This window comes from Actinoplanes oblitus (assembly GCF_030252345.1).
In the GTDB taxonomy this organism is placed as follows: domain Bacteria; phylum Actinomycetota; class Actinomycetes; order Mycobacteriales; family Micromonosporaceae; genus Actinoplanes; species Actinoplanes oblitus.
In genome coordinates, this window is the sequence record NZ_CP126980.1 from 5,503,689 (window position 1) to 5,530,588 (window position 26,900).

At 70.9% G+C, this 26,900-nt stretch carries 21 protein-coding genes; 6 read left to right on the forward strand and 15 right to left on the reverse strand.

Features of this window, described 5'->3' with window-relative positions; all coding sequences use genetic code 11:
- Nucleotides 1-25: 25 nt before the first annotated feature.
- The 3 genes from Actob_RS24865 to Actob_RS24875 all read left to right on the forward strand — a co-directional run bounded on the left by Actob_RS24865 (nucleotide 26) and on the right by Actob_RS24875 (nucleotide 5,339).
- A complete protein-coding gene (locus Actob_RS24865) occupies nucleotides 26-1,831 on the forward strand; it encodes an RICIN domain-containing protein (RefSeq protein WP_284914216.1) in 1,806 nt (601 codons plus the stop codon).
- An 83-nt stretch (nucleotides 1,832-1,914) separates the two neighbouring features.
- Nucleotides 1,915-2,307, forward strand: coding sequence for a hypothetical protein (locus Actob_RS24870; protein ID WP_284914217.1), 393 nt, complete (start codon nucleotides 1,915-1,917; stop codon nucleotides 2,305-2,307).
- On the forward strand, nucleotides 2,304-5,339 hold the full coding sequence (locus Actob_RS24875) for a protein kinase (RefSeq protein ID WP_284914218.1): 3,036 nt from the start codon (nucleotides 2,304-2,306) through the stop codon (nucleotides 5,337-5,339). The genes Actob_RS24870 and Actob_RS24875 overlap by 4 nt, the downstream gene beginning before the upstream one ends.
- A gap of 18 nt (nucleotides 5,340-5,357) precedes the next feature.
- Here Actob_RS24875 and Actob_RS24880 read toward each other — a convergent pair whose 3' ends face one another.
- The 4 genes from Actob_RS24880 to Actob_RS24895 form a co-directional block, all read right to left on the reverse strand.
- Nucleotides 5,358-7,088 carry a hypothetical protein gene (locus tag Actob_RS24880; RefSeq protein WP_284914219.1) on the reverse strand — a complete coding sequence of 577 codons (1,731 nt, stop codon included), beginning with the start codon at nucleotides 7,086-7,088 and terminating at the stop codon, nucleotides 5,358-5,360.
- A 169-nt stretch (nucleotides 7,089-7,257) separates the two neighbouring features.
- Nucleotides 7,258-7,764 carry a hypothetical protein gene (locus Actob_RS24885; protein WP_284914220.1) on the reverse strand — a complete coding sequence of 169 codons (507 nt, stop codon included), beginning with the start codon at nucleotides 7,762-7,764 and terminating at the stop codon, nucleotides 7,258-7,260.
- A complete protein-coding gene (locus Actob_RS24890; protein WP_284914221.1) occupies nucleotides 7,761-9,203 on the reverse strand; it encodes a Hint domain-containing protein in 1,443 nt (480 codons plus the stop codon). The genes Actob_RS24885 and Actob_RS24890 overlap by 4 nt, the downstream gene beginning before the upstream one ends.
- Nucleotides 9,204-10,007: 804 nt before the next feature.
- Complete coding sequence (locus Actob_RS24895; protein ID WP_284914222.1) at nucleotides 10,008-10,346, reverse strand: ArsR/SmtB family transcription factor; 339 nt, start codon at nucleotides 10,344-10,346, stop codon at nucleotides 10,008-10,010.
- A gap of 546 nt (nucleotides 10,347-10,892) precedes the next feature.
- Here Actob_RS24895 and Actob_RS24900 point away from each other — a divergent pair.
- Both Actob_RS24900 and Actob_RS24905 read left to right on the forward strand, forming a co-directional pair.
- The gene (locus Actob_RS24900; protein ID WP_284914223.1) at nucleotides 10,893-11,243 is read left to right on the forward strand and encodes an STAS domain-containing protein; all 351 of its coding nucleotides are present in this window, start codon (nucleotides 10,893-10,895) and stop codon (nucleotides 11,241-11,243) included.
- A gap of 434 nt (nucleotides 11,244-11,677) precedes the next feature.
- Nucleotides 11,678-12,472: a class I SAM-dependent methyltransferase gene (locus tag Actob_RS24905; protein ID WP_284914224.1), complete on the forward strand. Its 795-nt coding sequence runs from the start codon at nucleotides 11,678-11,680 to the stop codon at nucleotides 12,470-12,472.
- A 94-nt stretch (nucleotides 12,473-12,566) separates the two neighbouring features.
- Here the strand turns inward: Actob_RS24905 and Actob_RS24910 are convergent, their stop codons facing one another.
- The 6 genes from Actob_RS24910 to Actob_RS24935 all read right to left on the reverse strand — a co-directional run bounded on the left by Actob_RS24910 (nucleotide 12,567) and on the right by Actob_RS24935 (nucleotide 21,753).
- Complete coding sequence (locus Actob_RS24910) at nucleotides 12,567-13,274, reverse strand: GAF and ANTAR domain-containing protein (protein ID WP_284914225.1); 708 nt, start codon at nucleotides 13,272-13,274, stop codon at nucleotides 12,567-12,569.
- Between the two features lie 315 nt (nucleotides 13,275-13,589).
- On the reverse strand, nucleotides 13,590-14,315 hold the full coding sequence (locus Actob_RS24915; RefSeq protein ID WP_284914226.1) for a glycosyltransferase family 2 protein: 726 nt from the start codon (nucleotides 14,313-14,315) through the stop codon (nucleotides 13,590-13,592).
- A gap of 543 nt (nucleotides 14,316-14,858) precedes the next feature.
- The gene (locus Actob_RS24920) at nucleotides 14,859-16,790 is read right to left on the reverse strand and encodes a hypothetical protein (RefSeq protein WP_284914227.1); all 1,932 of its coding nucleotides are present in this window, start codon (nucleotides 16,788-16,790) and stop codon (nucleotides 14,859-14,861) included.
- A 188-nt stretch (nucleotides 16,791-16,978) separates the two neighbouring features.
- A complete protein-coding gene (locus Actob_RS24925; RefSeq protein ID WP_284914228.1) occupies nucleotides 16,979-19,303 on the reverse strand; it encodes a glycoside hydrolase family 65 protein in 2,325 nt (774 codons plus the stop codon).
- A complete protein-coding gene (locus Actob_RS24930; RefSeq protein WP_284914229.1) occupies nucleotides 19,296-20,201 on the reverse strand; it encodes a PfkB family carbohydrate kinase in 906 nt (301 codons plus the stop codon). The genes Actob_RS24925 and Actob_RS24930 overlap by 8 nt, the downstream gene beginning before the upstream one ends.
- A gap of 109 nt (nucleotides 20,202-20,310) precedes the next feature.
- On the reverse strand, nucleotides 20,311-21,753 hold the full coding sequence (locus Actob_RS24935) for a GGDEF domain-containing protein (protein WP_284914230.1): 1,443 nt from the start codon (nucleotides 21,751-21,753) through the stop codon (nucleotides 20,311-20,313).
- Nucleotides 21,754-21,928: 175 nt separating this feature from the next.
- On the opposite strand from Actob_RS24935, the gene Actob_RS24940 reads away from it, so the two are divergent.
- Nucleotides 21,929-23,959, forward strand: coding sequence for a putative bifunctional diguanylate cyclase/phosphodiesterase (locus tag Actob_RS24940; RefSeq protein WP_284914231.1), 2,031 nt, complete (start codon nucleotides 21,929-21,931; stop codon nucleotides 23,957-23,959).
- A 36-nt stretch (nucleotides 23,960-23,995) separates the two neighbouring features.
- Here Actob_RS24940 and Actob_RS24945 read toward each other — a convergent pair whose 3' ends face one another.
- From Actob_RS24945 to Actob_RS24965, 5 genes are read right to left on the reverse strand one after another with little or no spacing between them, the layout of a single operon-like run.
- Nucleotides 23,996-24,280, reverse strand: coding sequence for a PRC-barrel domain-containing protein (locus tag Actob_RS24945; RefSeq protein ID WP_284914232.1), 285 nt, complete (start codon nucleotides 24,278-24,280; stop codon nucleotides 23,996-23,998).
- Complete coding sequence (locus Actob_RS24950; RefSeq protein ID WP_284914233.1) at nucleotides 24,270-24,641, reverse strand: hypothetical protein; 372 nt, start codon at nucleotides 24,639-24,641, stop codon at nucleotides 24,270-24,272. The genes Actob_RS24945 and Actob_RS24950 overlap by 11 nt, the downstream gene beginning before the upstream one ends.
- A 1-nt stretch (nucleotide 24,642) precedes the next feature.
- Nucleotides 24,643-25,875: an NRAMP family divalent metal transporter gene (locus Actob_RS24955; RefSeq protein WP_284914234.1), complete on the reverse strand. Its 1,233-nt coding sequence runs from the start codon at nucleotides 25,873-25,875 to the stop codon at nucleotides 24,643-24,645.
- Nucleotides 25,872-26,321: a hypothetical protein gene (locus tag Actob_RS24960; RefSeq protein ID WP_284914235.1), complete on the reverse strand. Its 450-nt coding sequence runs from the start codon at nucleotides 26,319-26,321 to the stop codon at nucleotides 25,872-25,874. The genes Actob_RS24955 and Actob_RS24960 overlap by 4 nt, the downstream gene beginning before the upstream one ends.
- A gap of 46 nt (nucleotides 26,322-26,367) precedes the next feature.
- Nucleotides 26,368-26,880 carry a MarR family winged helix-turn-helix transcriptional regulator gene (locus Actob_RS24965; RefSeq protein ID WP_284914236.1) on the reverse strand — a complete coding sequence of 171 codons (513 nt, stop codon included), beginning with the start codon at nucleotides 26,878-26,880 and terminating at the stop codon, nucleotides 26,368-26,370.
- Nucleotides 26,881-26,900 lie beyond the last annotated feature (20 nt).

A 26,900-nucleotide genomic window follows, 5' to 3' on the forward strand; every position in this document is an offset into this window, starting at 1 on the left:
CCGGACCCGCCCGCGAAGGACCGCCATGCCCCCACTCCGCCAGTTGGGCGCCGCGATCGGCGCCACCGCCCTGCTGCTGGTCGGCTCCGCCGCACCGGCACACGCCGCCGACGAGAGCATCAGCGTCGACTTCTCGATCGCCGGCGGCACACCCGCCCACCGCGCCGCCGGCTGGATCTACGGCATGACCGAGAACGCCGCCGGTCCCGCCGACCACTTCCTCACCGACCTCAAGTTCCAGGCCATGCGCGCCGGCGGCGCCCAGCTGGACAATCCCGGCGGCTGGACCGGCGGCACGTACGACCGCCGCTGGGCCTCCACCCTCGCCCAGGCCCGCCGGACCAGCGCTCTCGGCGGCACCTTCGTCATGCTGGTGCACGACCTCTGGGGCGCCGACGGGCTGAGCTCACCGCAGTGGCCCGGCGACAACGGCGACTGGAGCACCTTCGACGCCTTCTACACCCGTCTCATCGCCGATGTCCGCGCCAGCGGCCTCCCTGTGCAGTGGGACATCTGGAACGAGCCGGACGGCGCCGGGTTCTGGGGCGCCTCCCAGGCCCAGTACCTGCAGATGTGGCAGCGGGCCTACGGCCGGATCCGCGCGGCCTTCCCGAACGCGCTGATCGTCGGACCCAGCACCGCCGCCAGCCCCAGCACCGGCAACACCTGGTGGGCGAACTACCTCACCTTCGTCAAGGCCAACAACGTCGCCCCGGACATCTGGAGCTTCCACAACCTGCCCGGCGATCCGGTGGCCACCTCGAACACCCTGGCCGGCATGCTCGACTCCCGCGGCCTGGCCCACCCGCGGCCGTTCCAGATCAACGAGTACGCCGCGCCCGGCGAGCAGAATCCGGGCGACGGCTCCTGGTACCTCACCCGGTTCGAGCGGGCCGGAGTCCAGGGCCTGCGGGCGAACTGGGCGTCGGGCCAGAACCTGCACAACGATCTCGCCAACCTGCTCGTGCGCAACGCGGCCGGGCAGTCGCTGCCCAAGGGCGAATGGTGGGTCTACCGCTTCTACGGCGGCCAGACCGGGCTGATCGCGTCCACCACCCCGAGCCCGGCCTACGACGCGTTCGCCACCAAGGACACCGGAACCGCCAAGATCCTCATCGGCGGGGGCGGCACCACCGGGAACATCGCCGTCCGGCTCAACCGGATCGACGCGACCACCGGCATCGTCGCCGACAACCGGATTCGCGTACGCGTGCAGCGCGTCCCGTTCAACGGCGGCGGCGCGGTGGCCGGCCCGGTCACCGTCGCCGACTCGATCGTCACGCTCTCCGGCAACGCCACCACGGTGAACCTCCCGCACAGCAACGCCGACGACACGTTCACCATCACCCTGCTGCCGCCCTCCGACGCCGGCTTCCCGACCGTCGCCGTGGCTCAGCACAGCCAGCAGTGCCTGGACAACACCGGCCTGTCCACCGCCGACGGCGACCGGCAGCAGCAGTACTACTGCGAGGGCGGTGACCAGCAGCTCTGGAACTTCCGGCCGGTCAGCGGCGTCGCCGGCACGTACACCGTGGTCAACCAGCAGAGCGGCAAGTGCCTCGACGTCAGCGGCGCCTCGTCCGCCGACGGCGCCGCCGTGCAGCAGTGGCCCTGCCTGAGCGGGGCGGCCAACCAGCAGTTCACGCTGCGCAAGGTCACCTACTCCGGCAGCGACTCGCACGACTACCAGCTGGTCGCCCGGCACAGCGGCAAGTGCGTGGACGTCAGCGGGATCTCCACGGCCGCGCACGCGCCGGTGCACCAGTGGACCTGCAACCCGGTCAGCCAGGGCAGCCCGCTGAACCAGACCTGGCGGCTGCTGGGCCGCTGACCAGGCCCCGGCCGGACGCCGCGACACGGCCTGCGTGCGGCTGCTGGGTAGCCTGGCGGCTCGGAACGGGGAGGGCGGCCGGGGTGGACGACGCGGGAATCGAACGGTTCGATGACGTACGCGTACGCCGCTCGTGGGAGCGGCCCGGTCGCAGGCTGCGGCCGCGACTCACTCTCGACGTCGATGCCGAGGTGGCCGTCGCGGTCGCGGCCGGCGACGGCCGCACGCTGCCGGCGGCCGGCAACGCCACCCCGGCGCGCGGCGGCGGCTGGGCGGCCCGGCTGTGGGATCCGATGACCGGCCGGCCGGTCGGGGAGCAGATCCGGGTGTGGTCGCTGGCCGCGACGCCGGCCGGGCGCGACCGGGTGCTGCTGGCGATGGGCACGGTTCTGGCGCTGGCCGCGACCGGCTCGCGGCTGGCCGTCGGGTGCGCCGAGGGCCTCGCCGTTCTCGAGATCGGCGAGGTGGCCGCGTGAACGTCGACGGCGCGTTGGAGGCGGCCGAGCGCTGGATGTCGCTGCCCCGGCACCGCAACGTGCGTATCTGCCACTACGCCGAGATCGTGGACGGCCACCCGCGCCTCGACGTCGAACAGGTCGACGGCGGCCCGGTGCGCGACCTGGTCGATGCCGCGTCGCCTCTGGACCGGGTTCTCGACATCGCGATCCAGACCGCCTGGGGGGTCGGCCACGCGCACCGGCACGGCGTCGCCCACGGGGACCTCGGGGCCGGCAGCGTGCTGATGACCCCGGACGGCACCGTCAAGGTCACCGGCTTCGGCGTCGCGCGGGAGACGGCCCGGCGAGCCGACGTGGCAGGCGTCGTGACGCTGGTGCGCGAGCTGGGCGGGCCGGCGCTGCCGGTGCCGCTCGCGGAGCTGCTCGACCGCTGCCTGGACGACGGGCCGCCGGTGGCGGACGTCGCGGCCGGCCTGGTGCGGATGTACCGGCAGCAGTGCGGCCGGCCGTACCCGCGCCCGGCGCCGCAGCCGCTCCCCCGCACCTCCGACGAGCTGAGCGATCACGGCCTGGTGCTGGCCGCCCTCGGCCGCACCGAGGCCGCCCGGTCCGCGTTCGGCCAGGCCCTGGCCCTGCATCCGGGGCATCCGGAGGCGACCTACAACGACGGGTTGCTGCGCTGGCGCGCCGGTGAGCTGACCGACGACCGGCTGCTGACCGCCCTGGACGCGATCGGGACCGGGAGTCCGCCGTGGCAGGGCGGCCATCTGCGCGGCGAGGTCCATCTCGAGCGCGGTGACGCCGCGGCGGCGCTGCCGCTGCTGCTCGAGGCCTCCCGGGCAGCCGGCGACAACATCCAGGTCGAAACCGCTTTCCGGTACGCGGTGCACGCCGAGCGCCCGCCCCGCCCGCAGCCGCGAACGGTGCGTGTCCGGCCGGGAATCAGAACCGACTCGTTGCACGGGGGCCCGGGGCACCAGGTCGACCACGTACGCCTGAGCGCGGACGGGCGGATCGCGGTGACCGCCGGCAACGAGACGGTCCAGGCGTGGGACACCCGGTCCGGCCGATGCCTGAGCGAGGCGCACGAGCACGCCGGCAAGGCCAGCGCGCTGCACATCACCGCCGACGGGCGACACGTGCTGTCCGGCGCCCGCGACGGGACCGTCTCGTGGCGCGCGCTCCGGGACGGACAGCTGCTGCGCCGGTTCCGGACGGGTGAGCAGGTCGTCGACGTGTGGGCTGGCGACGACGCGCGGACCGCCGTGATCACCGTCGAGAGCCGGTTCCAGGTGTGGGACCTGCGCGACGGCCGGCTGCTGCGCGCCATCGACCACGACGGTCCGATCGTGGCGGCCGCGGTGTCCGCCGACGGCCGGCGCGCCGTGTCGGCCGGCCGCGACCACGTCGTCCGGCTGTGGGATCTGCCGACCGGGCAGTGCCTTCTGCGCCTTGACGGTCACACCTCCCGGGTGCACGCGCTGCGGCTCAGCGCCGACGGCCGGGTGGCGGTCTCCGCGGGCGAGTACGACCCGGTGATCCGGGTCTGGGACCTGGCCGGCGGACGGTGCCGGCACCTGCTCACCGGGCACGTCCGCGAGGCGCGCGGGCTGGCCGTCAGCCCGGACGGCCGGTACGCGCTGTCCGGCGGCGGGACCGACCACACGGTACGGCTGTGGGAGCTGGCGGCGGGCCGCTGCCTGCGCACGTTCGCCAGCGAGTACGACGACACGGTGGCGCTGAGCGCGGACGGCCGGGTCGCGGCGGCCGGCGGGTTGACCGGCGTGGTGCGGGTGTGGGACGTACCGGCACCGACCGGTCATGCCGCGCCGCTCCAGCCGTGCCGGCCCCGCTCGTCCACCGAGGCGGAAGCGCTCGCCGCCGCCGCGAGCTCGATCCTCGACCGGGCGGAGCTGGCGATCGCCGAGGAGCGGTTCGACGCGGCGCATGCCCTGCTGGCCGGGCTGCGCACCGACCGGCGGCACGATCGGACGCCGCGAGCGCTGCGTGCCTGGCAGCGGCTCAGTGCGCGGGTGGACCGCGTCGCTGTCGAGGACGTCCTGGTCGCCCGGACACTCGGCGGTCACACCGACCGGGTCGCGTCGATCTGCGCCGGCCCGGACGGCCGGATCGCGGTGTCCGGCGGCCGCGACGGGACACTGCGGGTGTGGGATCTGGCGTCGGGAGAATGCCGGCGCACCCTCACCGGTCACACCGGCGCGGTGCTGTCGGTGGCGGCGAGCGGTGACGGTCGTACTGTCGTGTCCGCCGGCCGGGACAAGACGGTCCGCGTCTGGGAGCTCGATTCCGGGCGGTGCGTGCGCACCCTGACCGGGCACGACAGTCTCGTGTACGCGGTGGCGGTCAGCGCCGACGGACGCCGGGCCGTGTCGGGCGCGCGGGACGGCGACCGGCTGCTGGTGTGGGACCTGGACAGCGGCGACAGCATCCACCGCCTCGGCGGGCACACCGGTGGGGTGCCCACGGTGGCGATCACCGCCGACGGGCGGCGGGCCGTCTCCGGCAGCCACGACGGCACCGCCCGGGTGTGGGATCTCGACACCGGGGACTGTGTCCGCGTCCTCGACGCATCGCATCAGGGCTTCGCGGTCGCCGCCGTCCGGCTCGGTGCCGGCGGTGACCGGGTTCTCACCGTCGATGCGGGCGGCCGGGCCCGGCTGTGGGACCTCACCTCCGGCGCCCGCCCGCGCACCTTCGCGCCGGACTGGTCCGGGTGCACCGACGTGCGGCTCAGCGACGACGGCCGGTACGCGCTGGCCGCCGGCGACCGGCTGCTGAGGCTGTACGACCTGGCGACCGGCGACCCGGCGTACGACCTGCCGGATCGGCCGGCGGAGATCTCCGCGGTCTGCCTGAGCCCGGACGGCCGTTTCGTCGCCGCCGCCTGCCGCGACACGACGGTACGCACCTGGGAGCTGACCTGGCGGCTGCGACCCACCGCCGACCGTCGCGTGCTCGCGCGGCCTCTTGTCGAGGAGAGCGTCGCTCAGGGCAGCAACGTCATCGGCGCCGACCACGAAGGCGGATGACCGCTCTCCCGTGCGCCCTCAGTCGATATCGAAGACCTCCTCGTTGGCGTCGAATCCGTCCGTAGTCGTCACTCGGACCTTGAACGGGTTGCCTCCGCTTTCCGTACGAATGCGCTGCAGGTCGATCGACTCGGTCCGTTGGCCGACCGCCCAGGTCGTCCAGGTGCCGCCCCCGTCAAAACTTGCCTGCACGTGATAATGGACCTGAGGCGCTGAACCGACATCGGCATGCCATTCCAACTGGTCCGTTCCAGCTCGCCGTTCGACTCGGGCACCGGCGACCGCGTCGAAGCCTGACACACGCTCATAGGAACCGATCACTCTTTGACCGTCCCGGAACTCGATCCGGCTCAGCTGCGAGCTGACCGGCAGCACGGCCGTCACCAGGGCGGGCGCGGCCGGAGCGTCCTCGCTCGGCGGATGCACGACGACCGGCCCGACAACCAGTTCCTCACCGCGAGCGCCGAGCCCCACGGCGGTGAGAGCAGCAGATGGCTCGCCGACCCACGCCTGCCGTACCCGGTCGACCGACGTGACGGTGATGGCGTCGGCATCGTGGTTCCACAACCCGATGACGACCAGCAGATCGTTTTTGATCAGCCGGTTCGGCTCGGGAATCTCCCGTCCCGCCGAAGGCAGCTTGTCCTCTGCGCCGATACGGTCCATGAGGGCCTCGTAGGTGTAGGAGGAGACCCATTGGTTGGCGCAATAGCCCATGACGTCGTGCCAGACGGTTCCGTCCATCGCCTGCATCCGGATGTTCATGGCGGCATCACCGACATCGAACCCGACGAACCCGTCGGTAGGCCCCGACAGCTGCCCGGACGGGAACGGGAAGTTGGGGTCGAGCGTCCCCGGTTCGCCGCAGGTGCCGCCGACGTGCCGGCGGCCCAAGGTGTGCCCCTGCTCGTGCCCGGTGTACCAGTCTCCGTACGACCCGTCGTTGTCCCAGCCGAACGTCCCTGACCCCGTCGGGCCCGAGCCGACAGCCGATGGATCGGCCGCGCCCGCCGGGGTGTGCGAAAGACCACGCATGAACGTTCCGGTCGCCGGCGTGACCGATGCGCCGTCGAAGACGAGGCCGTAATAGTGCGTGCGTTTGTCGACACCCCCGCTTATGTCGAGTGCGCGGATCTGGGCGATCTGCGTGTTCGCCGTCGAGGCCGCCGTGCCGGTGACGGTGAAATTCGCCGCCACAGTCCGGGTGCTGTATACCAGAGAAGTTATCGGATAGGCGCGCAAGAACCACGAACGGATGAGATCGAGATCGATCTGCCGGGGCGCGTGCGAGGTCGAGTTCTGGGTGTACTGCAGACCGATGATCGTGAGACGATGCGGCGCACCGGCTGTGAAGGAAACCGTTCTGGTGAGCGTATCGGCATTCGTGCACGGTACTGTCGCACGATTACGATACATGTCCATCACCTGCAGCACTGATATCGTGCAACTGCCCTCGACGGTCAAGAAGTCGGGCAACTCGAAATTCAAACTCGTGTCAACGTTGACCCTCTTGAAGGAATCCATGTTGCCATTCCATTGATCCAACACAGAGATCGATTGGATCGAGGGGTCCACGATCACGTCGTGGCCGGCCGACTTCACCAGCAAGCGTCCAGATATCTGCCCGAACCCCTGGTCCGTCGTCACACTGAAATAGACCCTGATCACCGTTCGACGACCGGCAATCAAGGCAACCGAGTGATTCATGTCCTGGACAGCCTGCGTGACCTCGATCCCCTCGATCGTCACGGACTGGGTATATGGTGCCACAGGCCCGAATTCAGGACCGCCGAGATCTATGCCCGGCGCACCGGGTTGGGCCATCAGCGGCGCGTTCCGCTCGTCGGGGCGACCCATTATCCACCTAACCTAACTGAATGGTAGATCTGACTGAGAGGCGAGGTGACGGACAACCGCCCTACCAGTACCCAGCAGGACATTTCTCCGACGCGACTCGCGCTTTCCTTGTCGCCACACAACCGCAAAGATGGCAGACCCGCTGGTCGCTGCTGCCCACCAGCGCCACACGGTAGACCAGCTTGGTGGGCGGGTCGACAAGATGCGGACAAGAACGGCAAGTGCTGAGCCTCTGCTCGTGAAGATCTTTGGGCGCGAATCGAGCGCCGTCGGCCACCCACGACGCCAGCGAACTCACCAGTCCGCGACCGAGCTGGGTCACGGACCGCTCTGCCGAATCCTGCGGCCGCTCGAAGGCGCGGTTCCCGGCGTCGAACAGGGCCTCCTTGAGCAGATCCGGAGTGCCCCGGCAGATCATCAAATGTGCGGCGAAGCGATCGTCCGCGCGGGCCCGGCGCAGCACGGAGCCCGGGACCGGAGAATCCAATCCGAGGATACGGCCCAGCCGCAGGCACATTTCCTGCCAGCTCGCCCCGTCCTTCTCCACCTCTTCAAGGATGGGGATCATGACTGCCGATTCGCAGCGCGACCCGAGGTCTCCGAGTTCGGGATACGCCGGAAACTGATGGCACCCTGATAGGTCTGGAGCCGGTCGCCCACGGAGGGCAGTTCCGTCGTGCCGATCTGCCCGGCGCCCGAATTTTCGGAACTCACACTGGCAAATAGTGTCGCAGCTTGCTCCAGTGCTCCGGTCACCGTCGTCGCATAATGTGGACCGTCATACTTCTCACGTAAGTGGTACGCCACGGCCTCATAGTCGGCATCCGTAGCCGACGGAGTACCGTCCACATGCGCCTGCAGGACGGACAGAACCAAGGAATAGAACTCCCGATACAGCCCTTTCACACGCAGAAAAGCCCCCGTGAAAAGGATGAACTTCTGCCCGGCACGATACCAGGAAAAGGCGTTCGGTGTCTCTCCGTCCCGATCGATGATGCAAACAGTGTCCGGGTGATATGCTCGATGTTCCTTGAAGAGCCGCAACATCACCGCTTGGTTGCTGGCAATCCAGGTGCCGTGGAACTCGGCATTCTTGGCGACATCCGCGGCCTGGTCGGAAGTCAGGTACCCAACGGCTTCCCGCGGCGGCTGGATTGTCTCGGCCGGCGCGATCGGAACGATCCCCTTCGGCCAGGAGGACGGATTGTTGAGGTAAGCCTGCAACTCGGGTGACGGATAGGATCTGACATACTCAGGACTCCCGGCCACCAGGTTGTTTCCGCCCGGCTCGAACAGGGAAGCGAACGATTCGGCGTTACCTTGTCTTTCGAAGAACGTCTGGATGATGTAGTCGGCGGTGACGACCCCGTTGGAGTTGACAAGGTGACCCGAGGGGTCCGTTCCATCGAAGTCGCCGTCCATGACCAATGTGTGGACAGCGGTATCGACGTTGTCGCACCGGACAGCGAACAATACGTTCGCACTTGCGCCGTCCTTGGTGGTCAGACCATCACCTGGCACCAGGTTCTGGACGGGCTTGAGAGTACGCCTGCCATGCAGAAGGAAAAGATGATCGGGCGTAGTGACCAGGTCCCTCGTGCCGGCTTCTCCGGGAATCTGGTATCTGACCTGCCAGAGGCCGGGAACGATGCGGCGATCCAACGGCCCGGACTGGAGCCGCACTCGGCAGGGTTTCCAATCGAGGTCGAGCCCCGCGGCCAGGACCAGATCCCCCTGTTGCACATTCTCGATGAGTTCGTACTGGGCCGGCGCCACCTCGATGGGTGTACCGAGCGTGAAACACGAGCAACAGCAATAGCAAAAACCGGGAACACCCGGTCCTCCGAAGTCGGGATCCTGGGTCATGAACGGCTCCTCGTCGTTCAGACCGAGAGCCTTGCAGTGGGTACCGTCGATGAAATTTTTCTCATTACAGATCGACGGGCACGGCCGGTTCAAGGGCGGCGGCTTCGTTGCGATCTTGTCCAGGCAGATCTGGCTTACCATGTCGCGCTCCCCGATGTCGCATCAACTGTTGTCCCGCGCGTCTGCCGCACCGCCGTCAACCTCCGCGAAGACCGACGGCTCGGTCTGGCGACGTACCGGTGAAGGACGTCCCGGGACGTCCCCGGCCTGGATGCCCGATTGACCGTCCGTGGGCCCCGCCCATCGGCCGACACCTCACCACGGGTGCCGCACGCCTCACCAAGCCGCCGCACGACCCTGCTCTCCGGGTGGTGGCTCACGCCTTGCCCCCTCGCGCTCGCCGGCGGCATGCCCGCGCACCCACCGTCAGCAGGACGGTACCGACCCACAGGGCCGGCGTTCGCCGATCGCGACGATGTAGACCGAACAGGTGAACAGACGCGGCATGCCGGAGGCGTCCGGTGCGGACGGATCTCGGCGGAGCCGAGTGTCAGCGGCGTAGTGGCGCCCGGTCACCCGAACGGCCGACTGGCTTGACGGCACCGTCGGACCTGCTGTGCACGACAGAGATGGACAGACGCCACTTCATCACTCACCGGAGCGGCGGTCTGATGTGGATGGCCCGGACGCCCGGCTGGTGCCGGCCGAAAGGCGCCCGTGCGGGCACTCGTCCGGCACGACCGTCCACCAGCCGGCGGCCGAGTCGTCTACGTCAACCGGTTCGGGCCGCCGAACCGGCGGCCGCTGCCCGGCGGAGTGCCGCAACCACGAGGTCAGCCGGCCGGTTCCGAGCGACCCACCACCGTGACCACGGCGACCGACACATGACCGCCGACTCCAAGATCCGTCGTCTCGGTCACACCTTCGATGCCGCACGACGAGGCACTAACCGGACTTCTGATGGGCCTGCAACTGGGCGAGCAGGCCGCCGCGGTCGGTGAGGATCTCGGCCAGGATGGCGCGGCCCGCGGCCAGCAGATCGGCCACGGCCGGCGTGCTCAACGCGTACATGACCAGGCCGTTGTCGCGGAACGAGACGACGATGCCGGCCCGGCGCAACACGGCCAGCTGCTGCGACAGGTTGGACGCTTCGATATCGATCTCGTCGAGAAGGTGACGGACCGGCCGAGGGCCGGTCTGCAGCAGCTCCAGGACACGAATCCGAACCGGATGCCCGAGGGTCCGGAACATCTCGGCCTTCGCTTGGTACAGCGGCACCGTCACGGGAAGTCCCTCACCATGGCTCGAGTCACGACGTCGCCGGCTCCGACAGCCGCTGCCTGCTGGAGCTGACGTGCGGCGTGCGTCCAACATACACGGCGACACCCGGGTGATCGGATCGATGACCCGGCGCCGGTGCGTCGCTTCAACCCATCGGCGACTTTTTGCAAAAAGTGGGCTTTGCTCAGTTGCAAAACTATTCAACTTCATACCCGCGTGCTGAATTATGGCACTCATCGGCGGTGTCGGGTCGCACCTGATGTCCGGTTCATCGCAGGTGGCCACGTCGACACTGGCAGGCACGCTGACAACCGGGAGTCGGAGATGGCTGAGCTGAGCGCGGCGTTCCAGGGTGCCGCCGGGATGTCGATGTCGCCACGGGCGGCGGAGGGTCAGCGTCCGCGCTCCATCGAGCGGCATCTTGACTCCTGACCGCGAGCGGGCGGCGAGCAGGCAGCCCGCCCGGACACACGCCGCCGGGCCGGCGCCCGAGCGGCCACGGCACGCCTCGAGGCGCCAGCCCCCACGGCCTGGACGGGCGGACTCGTGATGAACCTCAACGGTGACCATTGCTGGCACGCCGACGCCACCGGAACGCTGCACGGCGCGATCACCCGCTCGGACAGCCAGCTGCTGGCCGTCGCTCTCGCCGGTGAGATCGACCTCGCCAACGCCGCGGAACTGGCACTGTGGCTGACGACGCTCGCCCACGAGACGACAGCGTTGTCCATGTGCATCGATGCCTCGGCCGTGACGTTCTGCGACGTCGCGGGCGTTCGCGCCCTGCTGTCGGTGCAGGCCGCCGCCGCCCGCCGGGACCTGCCCTGCGCCATCGGCAATCCGAGCCAGAACGTCGAACGGCTGCTCCGGATGACCGGCGCCGAGTGCCTTCTCCGCTAGCCGGCCCCGGGCTGACGTGTCACCGCCGCACCGGGCGCTCGAACCACGCGGAGCTGACGCGCCGGCAGGTCGTCCTCGCGCCCGGCGCGTATCTCGACGGTCACCCGAGCATCTGCGGGACCAGCCGATCGCTGCGAATCGGCGAGTCCACATCGGCACCCGGACACCGACGATGTACCACCAGCAGACGGCGGGGGTTTGGTGAGCGCTTCGCACGGTTAAGACAGATGACATGACCGCCCGGGTTCGTGTGGCTGCGATCCCCGTTCTCGGACGCGACAACTGCGGCCCCTTGCCCTAACGGGAGGGGCCGCCGTCGCGCACAGGACCGCCGATCCGCTACGGGGCGGGCGGACGACGAAGGTGTCGCGGGCCTCCAGCCGGTCCTGTGCCAACCGATCGTCCGATTTCGCCCATCGTCTAGGGTCTGCGTCATGACGACTGAGCGAGTCCGTGCTCGCGTGTTCGGCGAGGTGGCCCACGAGTACGACCGGATCCGGCCCGACTATCCGCCAGGCTTGATCGACGACGTGCTGGCCTATGCCCGGCTTGACGGCGCCCCCGCGCTCGAGGTCGGCGCGGGAACGGGCAAGGCCACTGTGGCGTTCGCCGGGCGGGACGTCGCCGTCACGGCGGTCGAGCCGGACGAGGCGATGGCGGCGGTGCTGACCCGGCGCCTGGCCGGCCACCCGAACGTCGTGGTCGAGGTGACACCGTTCGAGGACTACGCGCCGCGGCAGCCTTTCGGGCTGCTGTTCAGCGCGCAGGCGTGGCACTGGACCGATCCGGCCGTGCGGTGGCAGCGGGCCGCGTCGGCCCTCGCACCGGGCGGCGCACTGGCCCTGTTCTGGAACGGCGACCGCCCTGCCGACCGGACGGTGCTGGCCGCGATCCTGTCGGCGCACCACACCCACGCGCCGGACATCGACACCGCCGCGGAGGTCGCCCCGGAGTCCACTCCGGAAGCGGAGCTCGGGGCCTATTGGCCGCGCACGGACCTGGACCGCCTGCCGCAGTTCGGTGACTTCTCCGAGCGCTTGTACCAGCGGGAGCGGACCCTCTCCGCCACGGACTACGTGTCCTACCTGTCCACCAAGTCGGCCTACCGGATGCTCACCGAGCAGGCCCGCACGGACCTGTTCCAGGCGATCACCGATTCGGTCGGCACGCACGTCACACTCATCGTGGAGACCGCGCTGTTCCTGGCACGCCGGCAGCAATGCCCCTGATCGACCGGCCCGGCAGCCGTCGGTGTGCCGCGACGGCGCGACCGATCCGCCGTGCGGCAGACCCCGTTCCGGTACGCCGGGATGACGCGGAGTGTCACAGCTGGGGCCGGCGGCGCTGATTCATCGGGCCCGGTTCTATCGTCTCGGCCAGTTCCCGAGCCACCTGCAGAAGGGAACGCTCGCAGTGCTGGCTGGCCCGGACCAGGAGCCCGAAGGCCTGGTCGGCGGTGAGGCCGAACCGTTCCATCAGAATGCCCTTGGCCTGACCGACGGTGTCCCGCACCTGCACCGCCTGACTGAGCTGGTCCTGGTGCTGGGCGCTCGACATGGCGACGGCGGCGTGCGCGGCGAACAACGTCGCCACCTGTTCGGCCTCGGCATCGAAGGCGCCCGGCTGTTTCGACGACAGGGTCAGTGCGCCCAGCGTGCCGCGTTCCACCTCGAGCGGTAGCGCGAGCAGGGCGTGGACACCGAGCGTGGCGGCCCGGGACTCGAGCTCGGGCCACCGCTGCTCGCCGGCGATGTCGGCCAGCCGGATGCCGTGTTGCTCCTTGACCGCGTCCCGGCACGGGCCGCGGCCGCTGTCGCACTGCACCTGGTCCAGCCACCGGGCCACCTCGTCGGTGGCCGCGGCGGGTATCAGCCGGCGATGGCGGCGGACCACCAGGCCGGCGGACTGCGCGCCGGGAACGATCTCCAGCGCGGCCGCGACGATCGCCTCCAGAGTCGCCTGCTCGCTCTCCGCGGCTTCCCAGCGCAGTGCCGCCCAACTCAGTGCCACGGCGAGGCCGTCGCCGGCCATTTCTTCGACCCGGTTCGATGGTGGAGTGCTACGAGGCCGAGGGTGCTGCATCAGATCTTTACCTTCTTCGAACCCAACCGGGGCGCGAACCAGGTTCGCGGCCGCGAATCACCGTCATGGCAACGGGGCGGGGTTACGAAACACCGATCTGTCCCTGAATGGTAGCTCTTTCTGGCATGCGAACCACCATGTCCGGCAAAGACGCCGATGAATCGGTTGCCGTTTTACGCAAACCGCCGGCCACGCTCCGGGCCGTGTCCGGACGGCGTGGCCAGCCGGCCCGCGAGGCGCGTCACCGCCGGCTGGGCAGCGACCTCATCCGGCGCGACGGGTCAGCAGCGACGTGGCGGCGTACTGCAGCAGCGGCCGGTAGACGCGCACCGAGTCGCTCAGGCTGCCGAAGTGCGACGAGGCGTTGCCGTTCAGGTAGGTGGCCGGGATCCTGATCTCCTCGATCGGCCGGCCGGTGCGGGCCGCGTCGAGCAGCACGTTCATCTCGTATTCGAACCGCTCGCCGGGCACCCTGCCGAGCCGATCGAGCAGGCCGGCCGGGTAGGCCCGCAGCCCGGTCTGCGTATCCGACACGCGACGGCCGGTCGCGGCGCGGAAGAGCAGCCGGGTCAGCGTGTTGCCGAGCTTGCTGCGCGGTGGCATCGGACCGAAGTCGCGTACGCCGAGAACGATGCTCCCCCGGCCGGCGTGCTCGGCGACCAGGCGTACGTCAGCCGCTCGGTGCTGCCCGTCCGCGTCGGCGCAGATCACGTCCGAGCCGGGGAACGTGGCGGCGGCGTACCGGAAAGCGGTTTTGAGAGCGACGCCCTTGCCCTGATTGACCGCGTGCCGCAGCACCACGCAGCCGAGCAGCCGAGCCTCGGCCAGCACCGGTTCGGCCCGCGGGCTGCTGCCGTCGTCGACGACCACCAACCGGGCCGGGTCGAACCCCTCGGCGATCAGCGCGGTGACCATCTCGGGCAGCGACGAGCTCGGCTGGTAGACCGGCAACACCACGACAGTCGGGGGGATACTGCGCTCCGCTGGCACTCGTCGTCCTCACTGTCGGCGGCGGGGATGGTCCTATACCCGCACCAGTGCGGCGTTCAATCCAGCTCCGGAGCCGGATTCACGCTGTCGAGCGGGTCGCCGGTGTGGCGCGGGCGGCCGGAAGCGGGCCGCCGGTAGCGGGCGGCCGGTCGGCGAGCGGATCCGCAAGGTCGTCATCCGTCATCGGACCGGCATCCCGAAGCGCTGGCCCGACCTCGCGCTGCCTGCCGAGCAGGCACGGGACCGGGCCGTCGACGACCTGACCAGGGAGGCCCGCACCCGGGTCAGCGTCGCTCACGCCCCACCCGGAGCGACCGTCTGGGCCGACCCGGTGCACACCCACGAGGTGCTGAAGGACCATTCGTGGTCAGCACGAGTCTGCTGTTCGCGGCGGCCCGGGCGGTCTCCTGAGCGAGATCCTTGACCTCGGACGCCACCACGGCAAAGCCTTCGCCGGCCTCAACTCGTCCAGCTTCGCCGGTACCAGTGGCTCCAACTGACCCAGACGGTCCGAATGGGTGCGGCGGGTGCGGCGGGCGGCGCTCAGAGCGCGTGACAGTCGTCGCTCTCGCCCGGGCGTACGTCGTAGCAGCCGTACTGCAGGCCGTCGGCGGACTGGTCGGGAAGGGGGTCGGTGAAGTGGACCAGCGAGACCCAGCCCCACTGCCCGTTGTCCGCTCGCGTGTAGGCCCACCAGAAATTGTGCAGGGAATAGTAGGGGTACGCCTCACCCGGCTGCTGGCCCAGGAACCAGGTGGAGCCGCCCTTGGCAAGCGATCCGACGGGCGCGGAGTTCTGGTCGGGGCGGCTCATGACCGGCACATCGCCGGTGGCGAGGGTGCAGTATTGCCCGACGAGTCGCTGCTCCGCGATCCATTCGGGAACACCGCAGTGGCCACCACCACCCCCGGCGGCGTTGGTGGTGAGCCAGTCGCCCAGCAGGGCCAGGTGACTGGTGCTGAGATAGTCGACGCCGCCGAAGAGGGCATCGGTCCAGAAGTCGCTCCGGTCGGGGCAGTCCCGGGGGTCCCACACCCGTACGTGATGTCCGGTGCTCTGTGCCTTGACGATGTTGTCCCAGTGCCTGGACTGGATCGGCTTTCCGCCGGGGGCCGGGCAGCTCCGGTCCGTGGCGGGAGTCGGGAAAGTGATCACCGGGACCAGGTCCGCGTTGTACTGGTCCCGGTCGACGGCGAAGCTTCCGTCGAGAAACGCGTACGTGTCGGCCTGCCGGGCGAGCAGTTCGCGTACCGACTCGTCGCCGGTGGCTCCGGTGGGAAACCGGTCGTCGTTGTGGTCGCCGGCGACCACCACCTGCACCGGGCCCCAGTGCCGTGCCGTTCCGTCGACGTGGAAGAGCATGCCGCGGTACGGCACGAGCGCGTCCATGATGGTGCGGGCGACCACCAGCGGGTTGTTCGGGTCGGTGGCCGCCGCGGCCCGGTCGGCCGGCAGTCGGCAACCAGCCCCGTCCGTCACGCACGTGATCTCGACGAAGAGCAGGACCGGCTGCTGGAAACCCGGGTACACCCGGCCTCCATAGGTGCTCACCCGGGTCTGGAGGCCCCGCAGATAGGTCGCGTCGAAGGGCCTCGCGGCGATCCTCCTGTCGCGCGGGTCCCGGCAGACGTCGCCGTCGACGTGATGGCAGAGCAGCAGCCGGCCGTGGTGCACGACGACATCGACGTCGAGGCCGGTGAAGCCGTGATCGAACGCATCCCGCACCGGCCGCGGGTTGAGGTAGTCGTCGTGGGCGTCCCCGTGGCCCAAGGCCGTCACCGCGCCCCCCGCGGCCGGGGCCGGGGATGTCACCGCGGCCGGCGGCGTCTCCGCTCCCCAGTCGCGGAAGCCCACGACGGCCGCGGAGCCGGCGAGCACCAGGGCACCGAGGATGCCGGCGATCAACGCCCGGCGACGGCCGGGCCGGCGCGTCGTGTAGTAGGCCTCGATGATCACCGGCTCCGCCGGACGCGGTTCGCTGGCGCGGCTGTCCTCCGTCGGCCGCGGTTCCTCGGCGCGGCTGTCGTCGGCCGGCCGGCGGGGCACCGGCACGAGGTGCGGTGCACGCTCGTCCGCCTCCCGGGCCGCGTCGATCAGAGCCGACACGTGGGCGGCCGCCACGACCAGCCGGTCGGCGTCGGCGCGCTCGAGGGGCACCCGGGCGATGAGGTGGGCGGCGCGGGCGACCGCGAGGACGAGCACCGGGTCGGCGACCGACTGCGGATTTCCGGCCAGAACCGCCGCGACGCCGTCCTTGTCGACGGACGTACCGGGAGCCAGCCGGTGGGTCCGGATCACCTCGGCCAGGTGCCGCAGTGAGGCGGGCTGCCGGCGGCGGCGGGGTGCCGGCGCTCCGGGCGGCGGGCTGTAGACGCCCTCCCGCGCAGCGCGCGTCACCAGGGCGTTCAGCCGGGAAGCCAGCAGTTGGGCGGCTTCCTCGACCCGGTTCCACCACGGTGACAACGGCTCCCGCACCAGACCCTCCGCTCGCGCCATCCCGTTTCGGACCCATCGGCCATGATGCCGCACCGATCGATGCTTGACCACGCGCGAGGACTCCGCCGGGCACCGGCCGGGCGGCCGGCACCCGGCAGACGATTCGCCGCCGCGACCAGTCGACGCGACGGCGTCCGCTCTCGCAACCGGCAGCACCCGGCCCTCTCTCAGCCGGTCAGCCCCGGTGAGCGCAGCGCCGGCCGGCGGGCCTCGGGTGGCCGGGGTGAGGGCGGGGCGGGACGGGTCTCGATCGGTTCGATGGGCAGCGTCGTGCTCTGGCCGTGCGCCAGCGTCACCGCCGATCCGTGGTGCGCGAAGGTGATCTGATCGCCGGTGACCTCGTAGGTGGCCCGCTCAGGCGTGACCGTCACCCGCAGCCGGCTCTCGTGGTGGCGCAGGCGGAACCGTAGCCGCGGCAGGTGCGCGGGAAGCCGCGGCGCGAACGACAGACGGCCGTCCTGGTCGCGGAACCCGCCGAAGCCCTGCACCAGCGCGATCCACACCCCCGCGCAGGCGGCGATGTGCAGGCCGTCGCCGCTGGACTCGCCGCCGGGACGCAGGTCGAGCAGGGCCGCTTCGGCGAGATAGTCGTGGGCGAGGTCGAGGTGGCCGGTCTCGGCGGCCAGGACGGCCTGCACCGGTGCCGACAGTGACGAGTCGCGGACGGTCCGGGCCTCGTAGTAGATGAAGTTGCGCAGCTTCTCCGCCGCGGTGAACTCCTCCGGATGCAGCATCATGCCCAGCACCAGGTCGGCCTGCTTGACCACCTGCTGGCGGTACAGGTTCAGGTAGGGGAAGTGCAGCATCAGCGGATAGTCGTCGTCCTTGACCTGCTCGAAGTCCCACTCCCGCAGGCTCGTGAAGCCGGCATGCTGTTCGTGCACGGCGCGCTTGTCCGCGTACGGAACATGAAGCCCTCGCGCCACCTGCCGCCAGTCGCGAATCTCGCCGGCGCTGACGCCGGCCGCGCGCAACAGGCCCTCGTGGGACGCGGCGCCGAGCAGGTTCTGCCGGGCCAGCAGGTTGGTGTAGAGGTTGTCGTCGGCCAGGGCCGTGTACTCGTCCGGGCCGGTGACCCCGGCGATGTGGAACACGCCGTCGTCGTCGGCGTGCGCCACCCGGCACCACAGGCGAGCCGTCTCGGCGAGGATCTCCAGCCCGCACTCGCGCAGGAACTCCTCGTCGCCGGTGGCGGCCACGTAACGCAGCACCGCCGCGGCGATGTCCGCGTTGACGTGCAGCGCCGCGGTCCCGGCGGGCCAGTAACCGGAACACTCGGCGCCGCCGATGGTGCGCCACGGGTAGGCCGCCCCGGCCAGGCGCAGCTCGCGAGCCCGGTCCCGGGCCTCGTTCAGGGTGCGGTGCCGCCAGCGCAGCGCCATGCCGACGCAGGCCGGATGGGTGTAGGTGAGCACCGGCAGCACGAAGGCCTCGGTGTCCCAGAGCACGTGACCGTCGTATCCGTTGCCGGTCAGGCCCTTGGCCGCGATCGGGTGCGGGCCCGCCTGGGCGCCGGCCTGGAGCACGTGGAAGAGACTGAACCGTACGCCCTGCTGAACCTGCGGATCGCCGTCGAGTTCGACGTCCGCGCCGGCCCAGAAGTCGTCGAGGTATGCCCGCTGCCGTTCCAGCAGGACGTCGAAGCCCAGCTCGGCGGCCTCGTCCCGGTCGGCGAGCGCCTTGCCGACCGGGTCCGGCTCGGCCCACGCGTACGCGAGGAACTTGTCCAGCCGCAGCGGCGTGCCGGGCCGCAAGGTCGTGGTGATGCCGGCGCGGATGCGGTCCGGTTCGCTCGACGTCGACACGGGGGTGCCGCGGTGGGTCACGGCGGAGGCCACCTCGATGCCGCTGCGCCGGGTGCGGTGCAGCAGCACCTCCGGCGAGTGCGACAGCGGCCGCAGCGGCGCGTCCAGGACGGCCGACGCGCGCGGGTCGTCACGCTGGTCCGGCTGCGCCTCGTTGGCCAGCAGATCCGAGTCGATCCGGATCCGCACCGGACGGTCGAGCGCCTCGACCTCGTAGCGGATCGCGGCGACCGACGGGTGGGCGAACGACACCAGCCGGGTGCTGCGCACGCGCACGGCGGCCCCGGACGTGGCCACCCACTCCAGGTCCCGCCGCAGCGTGCCGGCGCGCAGGTCCAGGCAGCGCTCATGGCGGCGCAGCGTGCCGGCTCGGACGTCGAGGCGCTCACCGTCGACGGTGAGCGCGATCAGCTTGCCGTTCGGGGCGTCCACAATCGTCTGGGTACGTTCCGGGAAGGCGTACCCGGCCTCGGGATAGGTCAGGTCGCGATCCTCGTACAGCGAGTTGAGGTAGGTGCCGGGCATGCCGGAGGGCACCCCCTCGTCGAGGTTGCCGCGCAGACCGATATGGCCGTTGGCCAGGGCGAACACGGACTCGGACCGGCGCAGCGGCGCGGTGTGCGGCGCGTCGGGGGTCAGCGTCGTCTCGCGGATCGTCCACGCCTCGGTGGGCCCGGTCTCACTCACCGGCGAGCTCGCTCACCCGCTTGCGCAGATCGGCGCCGGCCAGGTCCGGGCGCCCGCTCGGGTGCCCGACGGTGGCCCCGGACGCCGCCACCGCCCAGCGCGCGGCGGTGGCCGGATCCTCGCCGCGCAGCAGCGACACGGTGAGTGCGGCGGTGAACGCGTCCCCGCCGCCGGTCGTGTCGACGACGTTCTCGGCGGTCAGCGGCAGATGCAGGTGCCCGTCGCGCCAGACGAACAGGTTGCCGTCCGTCACGCCCAGCGCCAGCAGCCGGGGCCCGTTGTCGAGCAGGGCGCGTGCGCTGCCGGCGGTCGGCGTACCGCCCAGCAGCAGTCGCGCCTCCTGCTCGTCGGCCCGGACGACGTCGGCGGCGGCCAGCAGGTCGTCGCGCCGCTCCTGCGGGGCTCCGTCGAGGACGACCAGCCGGCCCGCGTCGTGGCCGATCCGGGCGGCGGCGAGCGCGGCCGCGGCGGGTTGCTGCAATTGCACGAGTACGGCGTCGGCGCCGGCGATCACCGCGCCGGCCGCCACCACGTCCCGCTCGGTGAGCAGCACCGACTCGGGCAGGTGCTGGACGTACCGCCAGGTGCCGTCCGGTTCGAGCACCTCGACGATCAGCCCGGTGAGCGGGCCACGCCGGACCACGGCGCGCACGTCGACACCGTCGCGCCGGGCCTGATCGAGCAGCTCGTCGCCGGCGCTGTCCTCGCCGGCCACGGCGACCAGCCGGGCCTGGGCGCCCAGCTGCGTCAGCCCGACGGCCTGGTTGGCGCCCTTGCCGCCGAGCTGTTCCCGGCGCGCCGTCGCGTCGGCGGCGCTGCCGGCTGACGGCAGGCCGTCGACGCTCAGCACGAGATCACGGGCGAGTTGTCCGACTACGGCGACGACCGGTGTTTTCACGCCCGGTCCTGTACCCAGCGGTTCGTCCGGCATTCCCGGCCGGCGGCCCGGTCGATCAGCTTTCCCGCGCGTCCGACGACGGCCCGGCGCCCGGGCGGTCGCGGAGTGGTCAACCGTGGTGTACCCGGCCCCGTCCGGCGTTCTTGGCCGCGTACATGGCGGTGTCGGCACGGCGTAGCTGCGCGTTCGGGTTGTCGCCCCGGGCCGCGGTGATGACGCCGATGCTGGCGCCGATGTACACCGCGCGCCCGGACAGCTCGAACGGCTGCGCGAGCTCCTGGACGATGCGCCCGGCGATCGCGCCAGCGGTGGTGTCGTCGGTCCAGGGCAGGATGATCGCGAACTCGTCGCCGCCGAGACGGGCGACCACGTCCCCGGCGCGTACCAGGCCGCGCAACCTGTCGGCCACGCCGAGCAGCACGACGTCGCCGGCGTCATGACCGAGCTTGTCGTTGACCGGTTTGAACCCGTCGAGGTCGATGTAAAGCAACGCGGTCGGGCCCACCTCACCGGTCAGCGACTGCTGCCAACAGGCCTGGAAGCGCCGGCGGTTGGCCAGTCCGGTCAGTTGGTCGGTGGTGGCCTGCTCCTCGGTCGCGCGCAGGGTGTCGGTCAGCAGCACCACCAAGCCGTGCAGGCGGGCGATGACCAGCAGGAAGAGGATCACACAGCCGGACACGATCACCGGAATGTCGATCGGGGTGCCGCGAAGCCACTCGATGATCAACGCGGCCGGCGCCATGAGGCTGGCCAGCGCCAGCGCGATCAGCCGCCGGACACCGATGGGACCTTCCGCCACCGGCGGTGACAGCCGGGACATGTCGGCCATCGTCGGGTGCAAGGCCGCCGCGCCGGCGAAGGCGTACATCAGCATCCATGCCGCGTCGATCCAGTCCCCGGCGCTGTAGCCGATGGTGAGCTCCAGCAGCCCGTACACCACGTCGCCGACCAGCATGGCCCCGATGGCGGCCACGAAGAGCCGGAACGCCGGCGGCTGATCCCCACGGCCGGTCGTCAGCCGCACCAGCACCGCCAGAAGCAGCAGGTCGGCCACCGGATAGGCCAGCGACACCACCCGGCCGACCAGGTCGAGGTCGCTGGCGTGGACGTACGGTTCCATCAGGAAGACCCACGACAGCATCGCCGCACCCGTCGACAACACCAGCGCGTCCAGCAGGCCGGGCCGGTCCTTGCCCGGCCGGCGGGCCCGGACGAGGCCGAGCAGACCCGCCACGAGCAAGGGGTAGGAGCCCAGATAGAACGCGTCCGCGATCGACGGGAAGACGTCACGGCCCAGCACCGAGCTCTGCACCCAGTAGACGACGTCACCGGTGGCGAACAGCAGCCAGCCGATCGCCATGACGTACCACGGCCACCGCACCGCCGGCCGATGCCGTGCCACGCCCACCACGCTCGCGACCGTCGCCGAGACGCCGAGAAGTCCGGACAGCACCGTCTTGACCGGCTCCCACGGTGCCAGGAAGCACGCGAGCATCACCACGACGCTCGACGCGAGATAGACCGACCAGCCCTGACGACCGAACCGCAGCACCATCACTCCTCGGACCGAAGACTCCGACGCCACCATCGGGAGCGGGTGGCCCGGTCTGAGGTTTCATGGCGATCGCTCTCCACCACTTCTGGCCGGCGTCATCCGACCCGGATCGCAACCGGGCATGTTGCCGTGACCTCTCACCTCGACGGCGGTCTGACCGATCAGTCGGTGTATGGGGGCCTTGCCAACCGCGCGGCGGCGACACGGCGGCGTCGACGGCCGTGGCGAGAAGTCCACGGCAGGATCGGATGATCCGAGCGGGCGGCCGCGTCCGCTGGGTCATCTCCAGCGTGCTGCTCCGCGTCGACGTACGACCATCTACCTGCTGATCCTCGCGGCACTGGCGGTACCCGCCGGCAGCGCGGTCGCCATCACCCGGCTGCAACAGAGCGCCGCGACCCGTGGCGAGCTGCGCGTGCTCCTGGCCGAGGTGGAGAAGGCGGCCTGGCAACAGAACGCCCTGCGGTCGCGTGCCCTGCTCGCCAAGAGCCTGCCGGCCACGCTGGCACAGACGCGCGACCAGATCGATCGGACGGTCGACACGATCGGCGCCACCTTCGAGCGGCGCGATCCCGGTGACCGGTACGCACGCGCGGTGCAGGACGCGTTCCTCACCTACGACGCGGTCGTCGATCGCGAGTTCGACCTGCTGGAGTCGGGCGACCTGCTGACCGCGGAGCGCGTCGACGAGAATCAGGCAGTACCCACGTTCATCGCTCTGCGAGCGGCGCTCGACGACGCGGCCCGGCACTACGACCGGCTGGCCCGGCAGAGCAGCGGCCGGGCACGCATCGGCACCGTGCTGATTCTCGCGCTGGCCGCGTGCGGCCTCGCCGGGCTGGTCAGCCGAGCGCACCGGATCCGCACCCGGGCGTTTCGCCGGGCCGTCCACCAGGCGACCCACGACGCGCTCACCGGTCTGCCCAACCGCGTGCGGCTGCACGACGAGATCACCGCCACCATCGCGACCACCGACGCGGATGCCACGTCGGGTGCCGCGCTGCTGCTGATCGACCTCGACCGGTTCAAGGAGATCAACGACACGCTCGGGCACCACTACGGCGACCGGCTCCTGATCCTGGTCGCCCGGCGGATGCGCGACACCGTACGCGGCGGCGAGACGGTGGCGCGTCTCGGCGGCGACGAGTTCGCCGTTCTGCTGCCGGGCATCACCGGCGCCCAGGACGCCGCCGCCGCCGCGACCCGCCTGCACGAGGCGTTGCAACAGCCCTTCGATCTCGGTGGCATCAGCCTCGCTGTCGGCGGCAGCATCGGCGCCGCCCTGTACCCGCACCACGGCACCACCGCCGACGAACTGCTGCAGCACGCCGACATCGCCATGTACACCGCCAAGACCAGGCGCACCGGCTTCACGGTCTTCGAGCCGGGCCAGGGCAGCACCGACCCACGCAAGCTGAGCCTGGCCGCCGACCTGCGCCACGGCATGGCACGCGACGAGCTGACGCTGCACTACCAGCCGAAGGTCGATGCCCGGACCGGCGACGTGCTCGGGGCCGAAGCCCTGGTCCGATGGCAGCACCCGGAGCACGGGATGATCCCACCCAGCGAGTTCATCCCGCTGGCCGAGCACACCGGCCTGATCACTCCGCTGACCCGGATCGTGCTGGACTCCGCCCTGCGGCAGTGCCGCGCGTGGCGGGACGAAGGGCATCAACTCAGCGTCGCGGTCAACGTCTCCGCCCACGGCCTGCTCGACCGCGACCTCGCGACCGAGGTCGCCGACCGGCTGCGACGGTGGCGTGTGCCGGCGCACCTGCTCACCATCGAGATCACCGAAACCGCCATCATGACCGACCCCGGCCGCGCCCTGCAGGTCGTCGAGCAACTGCACGCTCTCGGGGTGCGCCTGTCGATCGACGACTTCGGCACCGGCTACTCCTCCCTGGCGTACCTGAAGAACCTGCCGGTCCACGAACTGAAGATCGACCGGTCGTTCGTCAGCTGCATGACCACCAGCCACCGCGACGCCGTCATCGTCCGATCCACCGTCGAACTCGGTCGCAACCTCGGTCTGCGGGTCGTCGCCGAAGGCGTCGAAGACGACGCCACCTGGCGAGCGCTCGAGGCGGCCGGCTGCGACGTCGTGCAGGGCTACCTGATCTCCCGCCCCGTCCCACCGGCCGAGTTCTCCGCCTGGCTGCACCACCGGGGATCGGCGGCGCCCGTCGCGGTGGCGAACTGACCGACACGGCGCCACGGGCACCACCCGGGGGCATGCTCACAGCGGTATCTCCGACCAGGGGATCCGCCGGGTGTCGCGGCGGATCACGTGACGCGCGAAGATCTCCAGCAGCCACGGGCCGGCGCCCCGATCGCGTTCGTAGCCGAGCAGCCGGCCCCAGGGCCCGCGGGTGACGACGGCGGCGACGACCTGCTCGCGGCCGGCGGCGTCGCGACGGGTCTCGAGGTCGGCTATGCGGCCCAGGTAGCGCCCGTCAGGGTCGTACACTCGGCGGCCGAGGTAGGTGCTGGCGCGGTGCGGTGACGGCGTGTCAGCCGGCATTGTCGGCTCCCGGGATCCGGGTGATGAGGTGATCGCGCAGCCACGTCTCCAGCGGCGCGTCGGGCAGTAGTTCGCGCGCGACGGTGAGTTTCACCGCGCTGTCGACGGTGCCGACGTAGTCGTACGGAATGCGGATCGGCTGTTGCCGGTCGTCGGGGGCGAGCCGGCGTGCGGTGCCGGCGATCCAGGCGCCGAGCCGCCCGCCGATCCGGTCGCCGAGGGCCTGCTGCCCGACGAGCAGGGCCGCAACGTGCGGGCTGCCGTCGTCGTGGATGGCCAGTTCCAGGTCGTCGACCTTGCCGACCGGCCGGCCGTCCCGGTCCAGGATCTGCCTGTCGAGCAGGTTGAGCGCGAGGAGCATGTCAGCCGCCTCCCATCCGGGTCACGAGCATCAGCGGGATCGCGGCGGCCGCGGCAGCCACGACGATGACGAGATAGACGGTGCCGACGGTGTTGGCGAGCCGGCCGTTGATCCGGTTGCCGAGGTAATCGCGGTCGTTGGCGACGACCAGGATCGGCAGGTAGGTCAGCGGCAGTGCGACGGCGCTGAACACCAGTGTGTACTCGGTGAGCTGGATCGGGTCGATGGTGGTCATCAGCACCGCGACGCCGACCAGGATGCCGATGATGAGCACGGTGTGGAAGCGGGCCGCTTCCCTCGGACGGCGTCGTTTGCCCCAGTCCCAGCCGAAGTACTGCGCGACCGTGTAGGCGGTGGACAGGCCGGTCTCCATGGCGGCGCCGAAGGTGGCGGCGAAGAATCCGAGGATCGCGGCGGCGAGTCCCAGCTTGCCGACGGCGAGCGCGACAGGCATGGCGACCTGGGCGAGGGTGTCGACGGAGGTGCCGCGCGGCTGGAACACGGTGGCCGAGGTGACCATGATGGCGAAGGCGAGCAGCCCGCCCAGCGGGAATCCGACGAAGACGTTGACCCGCGACCGGGTCAGATCCTTGCTGGTCCAGCGTTCCTCGACACCGCCGGAGGAGAAGAAGAACACTTCGTACGGGGTCAGCGCGGAGGCGAACAGCGCGACCGCGACGAACCAGTAGGTGCCCCAGTCCTCTCCCCCGGCCGGACCGGGATGCGACGCCTGCTGCCACAGCTGCGCCGGATCGGGGCCGAGTTTGACGGCGGCGACGATGAACACGATCAGGACCAGGCCGGTCAGGCCGAAGATGTTCTCCAGGACGGAGAACTTGACCCGCCACAGTGCCACCCACAGCACGACGGCGACGACCGGCACCCACAGCAGGTAGTCGACGCTGGTGGCCAGTTGCAGGGCCAGGCCGACGCCGCCGAGTTCCGCGCCGAGGGTGAGCACCGTGACCAGCAGCGAGCCGGCGAGGTTGGCCAGGGCGACCCGCGGGCCGAGGCGTTCGCGGACCAGGTCGAACACCGGCCGCCCGCTGACCGCGGTGACCCGGCCGCTCATCTCCGCGTAGGCGCAGATACCGATCACCCCGACCACCAGGACCCAGGCATGTGCCAGCCCGAAGCGGGCTCCGGCCTCGGCGTTGGCGACGATGTCACCGATGTCGACGAACCCGCCGATGGCGGTCAGGATGCCCAGCGCGAGGGCGAGGACGCGCTTCACGCCTCCCCCCATTCGTGCAGCAGGTCGTCGAGATCGTCGGCGACCCGGTCCAGCCGCTCGGCAGCGGTACGGCGGGCCACGTCGTCGTCGGCTGTCGCCGCGGCGCCGGCCTCCGCAGTGGTGCGCTGCAGCAACGGCACGAGCCGGTCCCGCATGCCGGCGGTGCGATCGTCCGGTGGCGGCTTCGCGGCCAGCTTCTCGGCCGCTCCCGCCAGTGCGGTGCGCGCGTCGTCGTAGGCGCTGGTGGCGAACGTAGCGAAGATCCGGTCGTCGAGCTGCTGACGGGCGGTGAGCGCCGTGGTGCTGGCGGCGTCATGGGTGGTGGCGGCGACCTGCACCAGCGTGCGCCGGTAGTCGCCGGCGGTCGGCGGCTCGGTGACCCGATAGGCGATCCCGGCCCAGAACAGCAGCACGGCGGCGGCGGCGATGCCGAGGCGGGCGTTCATGACGAGGGTTCTCCGGCACTGTTCACGATGGACTCCTCGACTGACCTCACGAACGGTCTCCCTGATCGGTAGCGGTTCCCCAGCCCAGCGACCAGTGCTGTTCGGGCACCTCGCCGGCGGCGTCGGAGAAGGCCCGCAGCGCGGCCAGCAGCGCGGTGCGGGAGCGGCCCGGCATGGTCCTCAGGATGGTGCTGATGTCGGCCCGGCGCGCGTCGGTGACCTGGCGGACCAGCCGCCGCCCGGCGTCGGTGATCTCGACACGCACGGCGCGGCGGTCGCCGGGCGCCGGCTCGCGGCGGACCAGGCCCCGCCGCTGCAGCCGGTCGCACTGGCGGGTGGCGGTGGAACTGTTCACCGCCAGCAGGTCAGCCAGGTCGACCATCCGCTGCCCGCCGCGGGAGGCGAGCACCACCAGCAGACGGTGCTGCGGCAGCGTGATCTCGGCATCACCGGCGGCGAGCGAGCGTGCCGCGACGCCGACCAGTGCGCGGCTGGCGGTCAGAAACGCTTCCACGAGGTCGGCGTCGACCTCCTCGGGACCGTGGCGAGACGAGGGCACGGGCGTTTCATGCCCAAGGC